This is a genomic window from Thermostichus sp. OS-CIW-26 (genome assembly GCF_054058395.1).
The window spans coordinates 1-14212 of record NZ_JBSSAG010000001.1 but is presented as its reverse complement, the minus strand read 5'-3'; the positions used below and the strand labels follow the sequence as shown (position 1 = coordinate 14212).

At 59.9% G+C, this 14212-nt stretch carries 11 protein-coding genes; 9 read left to right on the top strand and 2 right to left on the bottom strand.

Going from position 1 to position 14212, the window contains the following annotated elements; translation table 11 throughout:
* The first annotated feature begins 42 nt into the window (after nucleotides 1–42).
* The 3 genes from ACVW0C_RS00055 to recF all read left to right on the top strand — a co-directional run bounded on the left by ACVW0C_RS00055 (nucleotide 43) and on the right by recF (nucleotide 2347).
* Nucleotides 43–522 (top strand): hypothetical protein, encoded by a 480-nt coding sequence (locus tag ACVW0C_RS00055; RefSeq protein WP_457383921.1) that lies wholly within the window; start codon nucleotides 43–45, stop codon nucleotides 520–522.
* Between the two features lie 276 nt (nucleotides 523–798).
* On the top strand, nucleotides 799–1038 hold the full coding sequence (locus ACVW0C_RS00050) for a hypothetical protein (RefSeq protein ID WP_457383920.1): 240 nt from the start codon (nucleotides 799–801) through the stop codon (nucleotides 1036–1038).
* Nucleotides 1039–1204: 166 nt separating this feature from the next.
* Nucleotides 1205–2347 (top strand): DNA replication/repair protein RecF, encoded by a 1143-nt coding sequence (gene recF / locus ACVW0C_RS00045; RefSeq protein WP_457384024.1) that lies wholly within the window; start codon nucleotides 1205–1207, stop codon nucleotides 2345–2347.
* A gap of 87 nt (nucleotides 2348–2434) precedes the next feature.
* Here recF and ACVW0C_RS00040 read toward each other — a convergent pair whose 3' ends face one another.
* Nucleotides 2435–3985, bottom strand: coding sequence for a YifB family Mg chelatase-like AAA ATPase (locus tag ACVW0C_RS00040; protein WP_457384023.1), 1551 nt, complete (start codon nucleotides 3983–3985; stop codon nucleotides 2435–2437).
* Between the two features lie 469 nt (nucleotides 3986–4454).
* Between ACVW0C_RS00040 and ACVW0C_RS00035 the strand changes: the two genes are divergently transcribed.
* Genes ACVW0C_RS00035 through ACVW0C_RS00025 form a run of 3 tightly spaced genes read left to right on the top strand, consistent with a single transcriptional unit; the run spans nucleotide 4455 to nucleotide 7777 of the window.
* Nucleotides 4455–6428 (top strand): peptidase M3, encoded by a 1974-nt coding sequence (locus ACVW0C_RS00035; RefSeq protein ID WP_457383919.1) that lies wholly within the window; start codon nucleotides 4455–4457, stop codon nucleotides 6426–6428.
* Nucleotides 6429–6435: 7 nt separating this feature from the next.
* Nucleotides 6436–7416: a DNA adenine methylase gene (locus tag ACVW0C_RS00030; RefSeq protein WP_457383918.1), complete on the top strand. Its 981-nt coding sequence runs from the start codon at nucleotides 6436–6438 to the stop codon at nucleotides 7414–7416.
* A 4-nt stretch (nucleotides 7417–7420) separates the two neighbouring features.
* On the top strand, nucleotides 7421–7777 hold the full coding sequence (locus ACVW0C_RS00025) for a BolA family protein (protein WP_457383917.1): 357 nt from the start codon (nucleotides 7421–7423) through the stop codon (nucleotides 7775–7777).
* A gap of 171 nt (nucleotides 7778–7948) precedes the next feature.
* Here the strand turns inward: ACVW0C_RS00025 and ACVW0C_RS00020 are convergent, their stop codons facing one another.
* Entirely contained in the window at nucleotides 7949–9070 is a 1122-nt protein-coding gene (locus ACVW0C_RS00020) for a PP2C family protein-serine/threonine phosphatase (protein WP_457383916.1), read from the bottom strand.
* A gap of 512 nt (nucleotides 9071–9582) precedes the next feature.
* On the opposite strand from ACVW0C_RS00020, the gene ACVW0C_RS00015 reads away from it, so the two are divergent.
* From ACVW0C_RS00015 to ACVW0C_RS00005, 3 genes are all read left to right on the top strand, one after another.
* A complete protein-coding gene (locus tag ACVW0C_RS00015) occupies nucleotides 9583–11268 on the top strand; it encodes a hypothetical protein (RefSeq protein WP_457383915.1) in 1686 nt (561 codons plus the stop codon).
* Nucleotides 11269–11353: 85 nt separating this feature from the next.
* On the top strand, nucleotides 11354–12394 hold the full coding sequence (locus tag ACVW0C_RS00010) for an NADP(H)-dependent aldo-keto reductase (protein ID WP_457383914.1): 1041 nt from the start codon (nucleotides 11354–11356) through the stop codon (nucleotides 12392–12394).
* A 172-nt stretch (nucleotides 12395–12566) separates the two neighbouring features.
* Nucleotides 12567–14141 carry an S-layer homology domain-containing protein gene (locus ACVW0C_RS00005; protein WP_457383913.1) on the top strand — a complete coding sequence of 525 codons (1575 nt, stop codon included), beginning with the start codon at nucleotides 12567–12569 and terminating at the stop codon, nucleotides 14139–14141.
* Nucleotides 14142–14212 lie beyond the last annotated feature (71 nt).

Sequence of the window (14212 nt, the reverse complement as noted above, 5' to 3'; positions counted from 1 at the left end):
TAACCCAAACCGGCTTGTCCTGTCGATTGGAGTCTATGACCAATGACGATTCGTTCCTCTTTTGCTCGCGCTCTGGGTTGTTCTCTGCCGATTTTGGTTCTGCTCGCCCCCCTGGTGCTGGGATCCCCGGCGCAAGCCCAGCGGGGCAGACGCTCTGCTCCTGAAGCCACAGCTCCCCTTCAGGTACTGCCAACTTGGCAGCGCCCGCGGGATCTTGAGCCAGCCAGCCGCGATCTGGCTAAGGCGCAGCGACACCTGGCCGAAGCCAGCTTCCTCTCTCAGCGGGGGTCTTCCCCAGAGGCTGCCCGCCTTTTGGAACACGGCCAGGAGAGTTTCACCAACGCCCAAGCCTCACTTGAGGCGGGGAACTTCTTCGCCGCCCGCGAGCAGGCCAAAGCAGCGGAAAACTTAGCCAAAGCAGCCAAAGTTCTCTACGAAGCGGAGCTGGGTTTCATGGGCCGCCCTGGCCGTTCCTTCTTCGAGGCCCCTTTCCGGGCTCAGGAGCATGACTCTAGTCAATAATAAGCTCAACTATACTGAAAATAATGTATAATATGTTCAGTACGGATTACTACCAGTTGATCTTTCTGTTTACTTTCGAGTCTGCCAACATGGTAGCCAAAGCAAAGCAGAAAATTGGTAGTAAGACGACACGGAAACTGCGCTTTGGGTATTCTACTCAAAGCTTTGCGGGATACCGCCATTCTGTTTGGACTCCGTCCCGCTAACGCGAATGGAAACAAACAGAATGCTATCGCTGCATAGTTGAACAGTGATGTTCAGCAGTGTTCAGCGTAAATGTATCAGTACCTCAGCCGGCTGCAAGCGGAGATGGCCTTCGCCAACATCAACTCCGGCAGCGTCTCTGACCTGCAGAATCAAGTGCAGAACCTGTTGGGCGACGTAAGTACGGATCCCAGCAGCTACACCTTCGCCGACTACAGCCGTAGCAAAGCTGCCCGCTACTCCGCCCGCGCTGCCCTCCATCTGTTGGCGGCTGAGCGCCTCGGAGGGGTGGCTGCCCTGACCAGGCGCTGATCTGGCCTACCCGGAACTGGGGATAGAGGGGATCCCTGCTGGCTGAGTCTTCGGGTTTAACCCCTCTACCTTCTCTTGCCCCTGCTGCAGTTGGGTTAAAGTGAAAGCCCCCAAAGCGGGGGCTGTTCTTGGTTAGATATTGATCGCGTCTTTACATCTGCCCTTAGTGTACCTGCGTTCTCTGCACCTGCGCCACTTTCGCAACTACCGGGATCAAGAGATCACCTTTGACGCGCCCAAAACCATCCTGGTGGGGGAGAACGCCCAGGGCAAGACCAACCTGCTGGAAGCGGTGGAGCTGTTGGCCACCTTGCGCTCGCGGCGGGCCAGCCGGGATCGGGAGCTGGTATACCAAGAGGAGCGACAAGCCCAGATTGCCGCCACGGTTGAACGGCTGGGTGTGGCCCATGAGCTGGTGATGGAGCTGCGCAGCAGCGGCAGGCGATCCCTGAAGGTGGACGGGCAGGTGCTGCGCCGCCAGGCGGACTTTTTGGGACAGGTGAATGCCGTGGTGTTCTCCAGCCTGGATCTGGAGCTGGTGCGGGGCGCTCCGGAGACGCGGCGCCATTGGTTGGACGGGGTGTTGCTGCAACTGGAGCCGGTTTATCTCGGCCTGGTGGAGCAATATCGCCAGATCCTCAGGCAGCGCAACGCCCTTTTGAAGCAGGATCCCGCGGCTGCCGGCGACAAGTTCTCGCAGATGGCCTTCTGGGATGCCCAACTGGCCACCACCGGTAGCCGAATTATGCGCCGCCGCGCCCGGCTGCTGCAACGGCTGGAGCCTTTGGCTGCTCACTGGCACCGGGTCATTAGCGGTGGACGGGAAACCCTGACCCTTACCTATCGACCCCAAGTGCCCCTGCCGGATCCCCAGGCCAGCCCCGAAGTGATCCAAGCCCAGTTTTTGGCCGAGATCCGCGCCAAAGCCGCCGCCGAACACTCCCTGGGCAGCTCTCTGGTGGGCCCCCATCGGGATGAAGTGGAGCTGTGCATTAACGGAGTTGCCGCCCGCGCCTATGGATCCCAAGGCCAGCAGCGCACTCTGGTTTTGGCTCTGAAATTGGCGGAGCTGGAGCTGATCGAGCAGGTGGTCAGGGATCCGCCCTTGCTGCTGTTGGACGATGTGCTGGCCGAGCTGGATCTGCACCGGCAAAACCAACTCTTGGAAGCCATTCAGGAGCGCGTGCAAACCTTGGTTACCACCACCCACCTGGGATCCTTTGACGCCGGCTGGCTCAAAGCCGCCCAAATCCTTCAGGTGCAGGGGGGACAGCTTTTTCCCGACAAAACAGGGGGTGGGATCCCGTAGGGCAGGCCGGAGCTCTGGCAGTGAGGGAAACCCTATCTGGGAGGGGAGCTGGGGGTGGTCGCGTCAGCGGCGCCGAGCGCTTGGGCTTTACAGCCGAGCGCGATCCAGGCTGCGGTATTGAATCGCTTCGGCAATGTGGGTGGGGGCAATGGCCTCCGCGCCCTCGAGATCGGCGATGGTGCGGGCCACCTTGAGGATGCGGTCGCTCCCCCGCGCAGACAGGCCCAGCTTTTGGATGGCGTTCTCCAAGAGCTTGCGACAGGGATCCGAAAGGGAGCACCACTGCCGCAGGTGGCGGGATTGCATCTGGGCGTTGCAGTGGATCCCAGGCTCGTTTTGAAAGCGCTGCCGCTGCCGTTGTCGTGCCCGCTCCACCCGCCGCTGCACCGCTTGGGAAGATTCGCCGCCCTGGGCGCGGACAATTTCTTCCGGCTTAAGGCGGTTGACCCGCACCTGCAGGTCGATGCGATCCAGCAGCGGGCCGGAGAGCTTGGACCAGTAGCGCTCCCGCTGTTGCGGCGTACAGGTGCAGGGGTGAACGGGATCCCCGTAGAAGCCGCAGGGACAGGGGTTGGTGGAGGCCACCAGGGTGGTTTGGGCGGGAAACTCCAGGGAAACGCGGGCGCGGGAGATGGTGACTTTGCCATCTTCCAGGGGTTGGCGCAGCACCTCCAGCACCTCCCGCCGGAATTCCGTCAGCTCATCCAGGTACAGGATGCCATGGTGGGCCAGCGAGATTTCCCCGGGCTTGGGGTAGGGGCCGCCACCCACCAGCGCCACTGCCGAAGCCGAATGGTGGGGAGCGCGAAAGGGCCGCTGGGTGATCAAGGCGGTTTGTCCACCCAGGTGGAGATTTTGCCGCAACAGGCCGGCTGCCGAGTAGATGCGGGTGATCTCCAACATCTCTTCCCACTGCAGCTGGGGCAGAATGCCGGGCAGTCGCCGCGCCAGCATGGTCTTGCCCGCTCCCGGGCTGCCCACCAGCAACAGGTTGTGCCCGCCGGCTGCCGCTATCTCCAAGGCCCGCCGGGCGTGTTCTTGTCCTTTTACGTCCGCCAAGTCCAGAGGGGATTCCAAATTGGCCGACACCATCTGTTGCGGTTGGATCTGGATCGGCTTAACCCCGTTCGGGTGCTGCAGCCAGTTCACCACCGCCGCCAAGGAGGGCAGCCCATACACTTGGATCCCTTGCACCACCGCTCCTTCCGGCCCATTTTCCTGGGGTACCACCAGGCGGCGGATCCCCATCTCGGCAGCGCTGGCGGCAATAGGCAGAACCCCGGCCACCGGGCGTAGGGTGCCGTCTAGGGCCAATTCCCCCACCATCAGGGTGTTGGCCAGCGCTTCCCCCTCGATCACCCCGGAGGCCGCCAAGATCCCGATGGCAATGGGCAGATCGAAGCTGGGGCCCTCTTTGCGCAGATCGGCAGGGGCCAAGTTGACGATGATCCGCCGCTGGGGTAAAGCAAAGCCGGAGTTCTTGATCGCCGCCCGCACTCGCTCTTTGGCCTCCTGAACGGCAGTATCGGGCAGTCCCACTAAGGTGATCTGGGGCAAGCCACCGCCCACATCCACCTCCACCGTAACCTGCACGGCCCGGAGTCCCAGCAGAGCGGCAGCAGTGACTTGGGCAAACAATGCAGTCACCTCCCTCGGATAGTTCTTTTACCCTTTGCACAAGTGGCCGCAGGCCTATTCTGTCCCAACACGTATCCTGGCCGAAATTGGGATCCCCACGCTGCCGGCTGCATTTGCCCAAGGAGAATGTCACAATCATCTCAGGTTTTTCCTGCCCCAAAGGAGGCACGTCGGTTTTCGCAGTCGCAGTCTTTAATGAATGCGGGATCCCGGATCCGAGCTTGCCGAATGGCTCAGGCTTGGGTTGGCTGTTGCTGCCGCCTTTGCGCAGCACAGCAGCGGTGAGGCTATGTTCTGACCAGGATGGGAACCCCCAGGGGGGGATAGCAGGGATCCGGATCCCTCTGATCGCAGCCTGCACCTCCAACCCAGATTTCCCCAGCCATTTGCCCTTTGGCAGAGGTCAAAAGGCGGGCACACCCCTCTGCCGACAAGCCAACAGAGGGACGACCCCATCTCTAGGAGGCTGATGCCGGTGGTCTTTCCTGCTGCTGAACCCCCTTTCGAGCGTTTCTCTGGCTCTGGGAAAAAGCGCGCCCTAACCTGGAATGAACTGGAGGAGCAGGTGCAGCAGTTTGCCCAGCGCTACCGAGGGCAGGTGGTCCAGCTCAGCCCGCCAGAGCTGGCGGTGGCGCTGCAGGAGTTGTCGGAGCTGACGCAGGCGCTCGCCCTGGCAGCCCATCTTGCCGAGGGTTGCGAGAGCAGCAGCCTTCCAACAGCGATCCCGGCTGAGGCCGAACCAGAGATGGCCTGGACGAAGGCAGACCCCAGCTGGAGGGATCTGGAGCGGGTCATCTCCCTGCAGAGCCAGCTGTTGTTTTTCCCCCTGGAACTGCAATCCCTGACCGCCGTTCCCCTCGGCGAACCCGCAGCTGAGACGCCGCAGGAGCGAGAGGATCGGCCCTCGGATCCCTTGGCCGCTGCTTGTGCCGAGCCGGAGCTGCGCCCCTTTCGCCAGTTTTTGTGTCGCCTCCTGCAGCAGCGGGGTCACCAACAACCGGAGCCTCTGGAGTGCCTGCTCCACCAACAGTACCCAACAGGAAGGTTAGCTTGGCGGCAGTTGTGGCAAGTGACCCTGAACTCGCCTGCCGCGCTCCCAGAGCACACTCTTGTCCAGCTGCAGAGCTTACAAACTCACGCCAGCGCGGAGATCCGCTGGGTGGCCTATCAGCGGCTGGGCCAACACCTGGAGGCCCATGCAGATCTGGGTGGGTTTATCCTCAGCACCCTGATCCGCGACCACCTGTGGGAGGCCCAATGGCGGGGCTATGACTCTGCTGCCGACCTGTATCTGGCCCGCCACGGCCTGACTCAAACTTTTTTGGAGAACCTCCTGGAAGGGATCCGCGATCGGTTGGATCTGTTCCAGCGCTATTACCGCCTCAAAAGCCGAAACATGGGGCGTTCCATTCGCATCTGCGACTTGCGTGCGCCCTGGCGGGATCCCGTGCCGCCCCTGACCTCTGCTGAGGCCACCTCTCTAATCTGGGCAGCCCTGCAGGACTTCTGCCCCGAGTGTGCGGCCCAGGCCAAACCCTGGCTGCTAGAAGTCGGCTCGGCAATCGAGGCAGACAAGCCCAATCGCGCAGCGGGCGCAGCCTTTCGCCCCGGCGAAACGGAGTTCTCGCCCAGGTCGGGAGAAACGGGATCCGGCGGGAGCGAGCTCCTGTTGAAGGTTCTTGCTATCATCAGCCAGCGGCTCCGGCCTGAGGATCCCCAAGTTTGGCTGGATCTGGAGGAGATGCAGGGGAGTTCCGCACTGCTGCCGCGAGCGTGGGGGGTGCAGGCTCACACCGTCTTTTTGCAGCAAATACTCCTGGATCACCTGGTTGCCTCAGCAGTGGGATCCCCTCGCATGGGCAGGCCTGCTCTTTACGACCCAGAGGGGCAAACTGCTCCGCAGCGCTGGCGGGAACGCTCCGGCAGCCTCCAGTTGGCCCAGGCCCTGTTGATACATCATCTGGAAGCCCAGTTGCAGGCGGTGTTTTACCAGGGTTTGATCGGTCGGCTGGAGCTGATTCTCTATCGGTCGGGGCTCCCCGAATGGGAAAACGGTGTAACCTACTCCTCCTGGGTGAGCGAAGAGTGGTTGAAGCTGTGTCAGGAGCTGTGCGGAGATGCGGTGGAACTGTTGCCGGAACACCAGTTCTACTGGGTGGGGATGCCGGAGCTGTTTCTCCGCCCCTTCAGTGCCTATCAGGCCAGCCTTGCCAGCCTGGTGGCCTTGGCCTGTCACCGCCGCTATCACAGTTCTCCGCGCAACTTTCTGCCCCACTACCTCCGTTGGTTGGCCAGCCCGCCCGGATCCCTGACTTTGGAAGAAACCACCCAGCTGCTGCAGGCAGATCTGAGCGACCCAGGGGGAGTGTTGCAGGCGCTGGAGGAGCTAGAGCATTGGATCGAGACGCTAGAAAAGCTGCTGGAAGAGAATCCAGATCACTGAACCAACGATGATCCACCCTTGTTCTCTTGGACATAGGCGTGCTCTGCGGCGGGAAGAACTCTGGAACCCTGTACCCGACTCCTGCGAACCCACCCCAGCGGAGCCAGCCGTTAAAGCGCGTCCCTTCCTAAAATGGGCAGGGGGAAAAGGGCAACTGCTCAGCCAATACGAACCCTTTTTTCCTCGCGCCTGGAACACCTATCACGAGCCCTTTTTGGGGGGTGGAGCGGTCTTTTTTCATCTGGCCCAAGGGATCCCATCGGGTTCTCGACACTTTGTTTTGTCGGATATCAACCCTGAGCTGGTGAATGTGTATCGCTGCGTGCGGGATCACGTGGAGGAGCTTATCGCCCTGCTCAGCCACCACCAAGCCCACCACAGCCGGGATTATTACTACACCATCCGCGCGGCTCGATTTGAAGATCCGGCGCAACGGGCTGCCCGCCTGCTGTATCTGAACAAGACCTGTTTTAATGGCCTCTACCGGGAAAACTCGCGGGGAGAGTTCAATGTTCCTTTGGGCCGTTACCGTAATCCCCGCATTTGCGACGCGGAGAACCTACGGGCCGTGGCACGGGTTTTACAAGGCGTGGAGATCGCGGTGCAGCCGTTTTGGCAGGTGCTCGAACGAGCCAAACCCGGGGATTTCGTCTATTTGGATCCCCCTTACCATCCCCTTTCTGCCAGCAGCAGCTTCACCGCCTACAGCCGGTTTGCCTTCGGCGAAGCGGAACAGATCCGCCTGCGAGAGGTGTTTGGAACCTTGGCCGACCGAGGCGTGCAGGTGCTGCTCTCCAATTCCGATTGCCCCTTCGTGCGGGAACTGTACCGGGATTACCCCATCCAGACCATCTCCGCCAGCCGTGCCATCAACGCCCAGGGCCACAAACGCGGTCCCATCACCGAGGTCTTGGTGCTGAGCCATCCCAGCCTGGCCACCGCCTGCAGTGGGCCGGAAGGGATCCCGTTTTGCCCCGGAACCGTCTAGGGTAATGGATGAGCAGGTCGAGATCCAAGGCGGGATCTCGAGCTTGGACACACTATTGCTCCGCAACGCTGACGCGACGAGACAACGGGAACAACAGCGCATGGATCCACGAGAAATTGAGGCATTGGTACGGGCTGCCCTACCCGGCGCAAGGGTGCAGGTGGAAGACACTGTCGGCGATGGCCATCATTTCCAGGCCATCGTGGTGGCGGAACAATTCCAGGGCTTGCCCCTGATCAAACAGCACCGGCTGGTGAATGAGGCCCTGAAAGCCTACCTGCAGGATGGCCGCCTACATGCTTTGGCCCTGCGCACCTTTACCCCCGCTCAGTGGGAGCAACTCCAGGGGCCGGATGGCTGATCGCGACAGCAGGACAGAGTCCCCTTGAGCCAAGAGGGTCATTTCCGGTCGCGCTGGGCATCGCCTCGATTCCCGGCTCCTCTCTTCCTTTGGGAAAGGGGCTGGAGCTGTCGCAAACGGGAATCCTCAAGGGATCGCCTCAAAGCGGCTTGAAACAGCCACAACCCACCTCTAACCAAAGCTGACGCGGAGCAGGGAAAAATCATCTTCAAAGTCCGTCCGCCCCTGAAAGGATTGGGCCTCATGGATCACCTGATCCAGGCCACCGTCAGCGCTCTTGCTCAGCAGGGCTATCAAATTGTTCAGCCCCCAGAGTTCTCTCTGCGGGTTTATGACTTCGTAAACTCCATCACTGAACAGGTAGAGATGGCTGTTCTCGGGGATCCGCACCTGATCCCTTTGAAAAGTGAGGTCGGGCAAAATGCCAATGGGCAAGTTGGCAGTCTTCAGCAGGAGCGAATCCTGACCCTGGATGAGCAGGGCAGGTGGGTGGCCGGCACTGGCAAAAGAGAGCAGACGGGATCCCGGCTGATAAACCCCATACCAAAGGGTGAAGTACATCTCATGGTGGGATCCCATTTGAAAAGAGTGGTTGAGGGCACGCAAGACCGCGTCCGGCTGGCGGGGATCGGCATCGGCCAAGCCTTGAGTGCGCAACTGGTTCATCACCGACACCGACAACAGAGCGGATCCCACCCCATGCCCCGACACATCCAGCAGATAGATGGCCAGGTGTTCCTCATCCAGCCAATGATAGTTAAACGAATCTCCCCCCAATTCCTGGGAGGGTAAAAAGCGCCACTCGAGGGTCACTTTGCAGTCGGGAAAATAGGCCGGCTCCGGCAGGAGAGAACGCACATAGCTGGCCGCCTCGGCCAATTCTGCCCGTAACCTGGCCGTTTGCTGCTGCAGGTCATAGCTGAGCTGGTGTAAGCGCAGCCCGGCCCGCACACGTGCCCGCAACTCATTGGGGTCGATGGGTTTGCTTAGAAATTCATCTGCTCCGGCATCCAGGCCCTGGATGCGGTCTTCCACCTCAGTGCGGGCGGTGAGCAAAATAAAAAACGTCGTGGAAAACTTGGGATCGGCTTTGATGCGTCGGCAAACCTCCAGCCCATCCATGTCCGGCATCATCCAGTCACAGATGATCAGCCCCGGCACCAGCAGGTGGGCTTGCTCCAGTCCCTCGGAACCGTTGCTGGCCATCTCCACGGTGTAGCCCTGTCGTTCCAGGGATCGCTTCAACACCAGCCGAATTGTGGGATCGTCGTCAACAATCAAAATGGTCGTCATGACCGCTGCACCCCAATCCCAAAGTCAAAACGCATCCAAACCCAACTCCAGCCCGATATCCCATACCGATAGGCAGACCTCTCATCCTAGCTTAGGGGTTGCAGCAGGAAAACCGGCTCGGCAAGCAGTTCACGACAACGGGGAAGGCCTCAACAGCTTCATCCATCGGAGCTGAAGGTGCGTATCGATTTGTGGATCCTCAAAACCGTGGTTGCACGCTACCCAAAAGCTAACCGTTTCTAGATACTGGTGGCAGCAGATCATTGCGAGGCAGGTTTTGGGCAGATTCTTCTTGAGAGACTTCCATTGGATACAGAGATACAGATCACACTCATCCATCCTTCGCCCGTTTAGAGTGAACTTTAAGATTCAACGGCCTTTGCCGCATGAGCATATCTCCCCTATCCTTATCCCCTCCCTCCGTTCAGGATTCACAGGCAACTTCGCCCCCGGCACCCAGCGAAGTTCCCAGGGGAGAAATTCGGCTGGAGGACTTGGATGAGAAGCAATTGTTGGCCTCCCTATCGTCGGTGGTGTTAAACCCGGCAGCTTGGAGTTGCTTCAGCGTCAGCGAAACCAGCCGCCTGCTACGCCCCCTGCAAATCTGCCCTGACTTGACGGGAACTCTTGTTCTCTCCCCAGGGGCCACTGCCGAAGTGGTCTATAAGTTCCTGCTGAGCGATGGTCGGATCGGAACCATGAAGGGGCTGATCTCCATCGAAGACTTCCGCAGCAAGCGGCTGCGCTCCGTTTACGATCAGCTTCACATCGAAAAGATTATACCGGTCTTCACCGAGTCGGTTGTGGTGCAAATCATCGACCATTTGAAACCGATTTTTGCCCGTGACTTGGATGAGCTGCTTTGGCAAGAAAGTTTTTACTTTACCCCTCAAGATCTGCGCCAGCAGGAGTTCTTGTTGCGCGGCCTGCGGCCCGAGGCGATCCCACGCAGCTTTCGGCCTCACCTGCAAAGGGTCTACACCCAGATTATGAAGGTGTGTCGCAGCTTGCCCAACATCGCCTTCCAACTGTGTCTGCGGGCCTACCTGGAGTACAACGAGGTCAAGAACAGGCATCTGCTGGCGCTTCTACTCAGCAAGTATTTTTACACGCTCTACCGCATTGGTGGGCTGGACGGTTGGGAAAGTGGGGATCCGGTGGAGCTGGGATCCCTGCGCTCCTCCAATCGGCAGGCTCGACTCCAGGCTCTTGCTCGCCTTCTAACCCTGGACAACGACAGCGACGCTCCCCTGGTGGGCATTGGGGGCAGCGGGCTGGGGGGCAGCTATTTCAGCGGGGAACGGGAGCCTACTGGTGTTGAGATGGTGAGCTCGGAGGAGATTGAAAAGCTGCGGCAAGATGTGGAGGTGGCCCGCGGCCAGATCGCCGAGGCCCAGCAATTGGTGGCCCAATATCAGGAGGAGAAAAAACAGGAACTGCTCAACCGCCTTCAGGATCCGGGAAAGTTTCTTCTCTTCAGCATTCATCAGTTTTTTGACACCCTCTTCGGATCCCTGCCCGGAGAGGTGAAAAGCGAGTACGGGGCAGTTTGGGTGCCGCGCACCTCCTACTTGGATGAGAAGGAGCGAGACAAGCTGACAGAGCATTTGCGCCACATCACCAGCGAAGCTTATTTGGTCAGCGTTCCCTCTGCCGAGGCCACCCTCATCGGCTATTGGCGAGTTTTGGCGGATTCCTTCTACAACCAATGGGTTTTGAATCAGTACAAGCAGTTGCAAAGCTATGGGGTGGATTTGGAGCAACAGGGCATCCAGATTCTGGAACGAGAACGATTTCTGGATGAGGTTCAGTTGCGCTTTGCCGCCCGCCACCGAGAAATCGTCACCCAAAATGTGGAGAAGATCACCCAAATTGTGGTGGATAGCCTGGCCAAGCGGGTGGCCCTCAACACCAGCCAGCAAAGTTTTCAGGCCATGCGGGCCAAGTTGACCACCGTTTTGGATATGGACATTTCCCGCAAGGACGTGGGAGAAGTCAAGCGGCTGATCGACTACTTTACGGATGTGTTTTTGGGCAAGCGGGAGGAGCTGCGCTCCCCCTATCCGGTGGGCACGATTTTACAAGTCAAGGCGGCCATTGAGGCTCGCCCCCCCGATAGCCGCACCCGCATTGGTCTGGAAATTTTGGGTCAGCTCTACCGCGAGTACGTTCCCCTGCTGGGATCCGCACCGAAATAGGAACGGGGGCATAGCGGGGGATCCCGTAGGCCGACAGGTTTTGGGCACAATAGGGACTGGCGCGCTGTCTAGATGGAGATTCCCCATGCGCTACCGCCAGCTTGGCCACAGCCCTTTGCAAGTTTCCGAGATCTGCCTGGGCACCATGACCTTTGGGCAGCAGAATACTTTGGCCGAGGCTTTCGAACAGCTCGACTACGCGGTGGAGCACGGGATCAACTTCATCGATACTGCCGAGATGTACCCGGTGCCGGCGCGGGCGGAAACCCAGGGATCCACCGAGCGCTACATCGGCGAGTGGCTGCAACACCAACCGCGGCATCGCCTGATCCTGGCCACCAAGATCACCGGCCCTGGTCGGCCCTGGCATTGGATTCGCGGCGGATCCCTGTCCATTACCCGCGACAACCTCAGGCAGGCGGTGGCCGATAGCCTCAAACGCCTGAAGACCGACTACATCGACCTCTACCAGATCCACTGGCCGGATCGCTATGTGCCTCTGTTTGGGGGCGCTGCCTACGATCCTAGCCAGGAGCGGCCCACCGTTCCCATTGCCGAGCAGTTGCAGGCTCTGGCGGAATTGGTGCAAGAGGGTCTCATTCGCTACATCGGCCTGAGCAACGAAACCCCTTGGGGGGTGAGCAAGTTCTGCCAGGTGGCCGAGCAACTGGGGTTGCCCAAGGTGGTCTCGATTCAGAATGCCTACAGCCTCATCAACCGCACGTTTGAAATGGGCCTGGCGGAAGTCTGCCGCCACGAGCAGGTGGGCTTGCTGGCCTACAGCCCGCTCGGATTTGGGCTGCTGACGGGCAAATATCTGGGGGGGGTGAAGCCGCCGGGATCCCGTTTGGCCTTGTTTGAAGGCTTTGGCCAGCGGTACCGCAAGCCCAATGTGGAAGAAGCAGTGGCCGCCTATGTGCAAATTGCCCGCCGGCACGGCCTGACACCGGCCCAGTTGGCTTTGGCCTTTGTGCGCAGCCGCTGGTTTGTCACCAGCACCATCATCGGGGCCACCAGCCTGACCCAACTTAAAGAGAACCTCAGTTGCCTGGATGTGGAACTGTCCCCGCAGATCCTGGCGGAGATCGAAGCGGTTCACCAGCGCTACCCCAATCCTGCCCCTTGAAAGGTTGGCGAAACCGGTGGCCAGACAGAACTTTTCAGAAGGTTTCCTCGTCTGGATGTGCGGTTTGGATATCCTCTCCAACTCTTCTGTCCGGCCAGTTTCTATGGCCTCTCCCAGCCAAGAGTGGGGATCCGAGACCTGAATCCTGTACCAAGAACCTGAGGTGTGAACGATGCGTAAGCTTTCCCCTTGGCAGGGCTGGAAAACCGCCGCTCTGGTGATCAGTTGCAGCAGCTTGGCCTGGCTTGGGGATCCCGCTTGGGCCCAACTTTCTGATATCAGCACCTATTGGGGTGCCCAGTACATTGCCGGGTTGAATGAACGGCAGATCATCGGCGGCTTCCCGGATGGCACCTTTCGTCCCAATGAATCCATCACCCGTGCCCAATTTGCCGTCATTGTCACCAAAGCTTTTGGCCTAGATACCAACGTTCCTGTGCGCTCCTTTGCCGATCCCATTCCCAGTTGGGCGGCTCCCTCCATCGGCGCAGCGGCAGCGGCAGGGTTTGTTTCCGGCTTCCCGGACGGCACCTTTCGTCCCAACGATGTGCTCACCCGTGCACAAGCCATCACCGTCCTAACCCGTGCAGCCACCAACGGTAGGCTCATCGAGGATCCCGGTCAAATTGACGCGATCCTATCCGCGTTCGGCGATGCCAATTTGGTTCCCAACTTTGCCCGCGCCCCCATCGCGACAGCGGTTCAGGAAGGGCTGTTGGTGCTCTACCCCAACCCCACTCAATTGAATGCCCAGGCGGTGGCCACGCGGGGGGAAGTGGCTGCCCTTACCTACCAAGCGCTGGCCAAGGTGGGTCGAGTACCCAATTTGGATCCGCCGGTGGGGGCTGCCATCCCCGGCCCTGGGATCCGTACCGAGCTCCTTGCCCAGGTCACTCCTACGCCCGAACCCCTGGCCACGCCGGACATTCCGATTGAGCCTCTGGTGGAAACGCTGCCCGCCGCTCCAGAGGTGAGAACCTTCTTTGCCCGCGAAGAGCTGGGATCTGTAAACCCAGGAGATACGATTACCGTGTTTTTGCTGGGATCCCCAGGGGCGCAGGGATCGTTTTCCATCCCCGGCATTGCCTACAACCTGCCGCTGCAGGAAACCCGCCCAGGGCAATACGAGGGCAGCTACACCTTCCGCAGCCAAGACCGGGCCTCAGAAGCGCCTGTTTTTGCCCGCTTGGAGCGGGATGGACTGGTAACCCTGGTGCAGCTGCCGGACAAAACCATTACCATCGGGCGGGTGACCGACACCACCTTCCCCACCATCAGCGAACTGGCCCCTCCCAATGGATCCCTAACAGACAACCCTCGCCCCTCCATCTCAGCCCGTTTCCAAGATGACCAAGGAATTGACCTGAATAGCTTTACCTTGCTGGTGAACAATGTGGATGTCACCGCCCAAGCCCAGCTCACCCGCACCGGCTTCGCCTACACCCCTGCCGAGCCGCTGCCCACCGATCGACCGACCTTGATCGCCGTCCAAATTGCCGATACCAGCGGCAACACCACCATCCAGCAGTGGTCTTTCCAGGTGCAGGCCGCCCAGCCCACTGCCACACCGACCCCAACACCAACCCCAACACCGACAGCCACGCCCACACCGACCCCAACGCCGACTCCAGCTCTGACCCCAACGCCAACCCCAACACCGGTAGCTACGCCTACTCCCACACCCACGCCGGAAGCTACACCCACTCCCACTCCACAGCCTGGCGGGGAGCATGACTCTAGTCAATAATAAGCTCAACTATACTGAAAATAATGTATAATATGTTCAGTACGGATTACTACCAGTTGATCTTTCTGTTT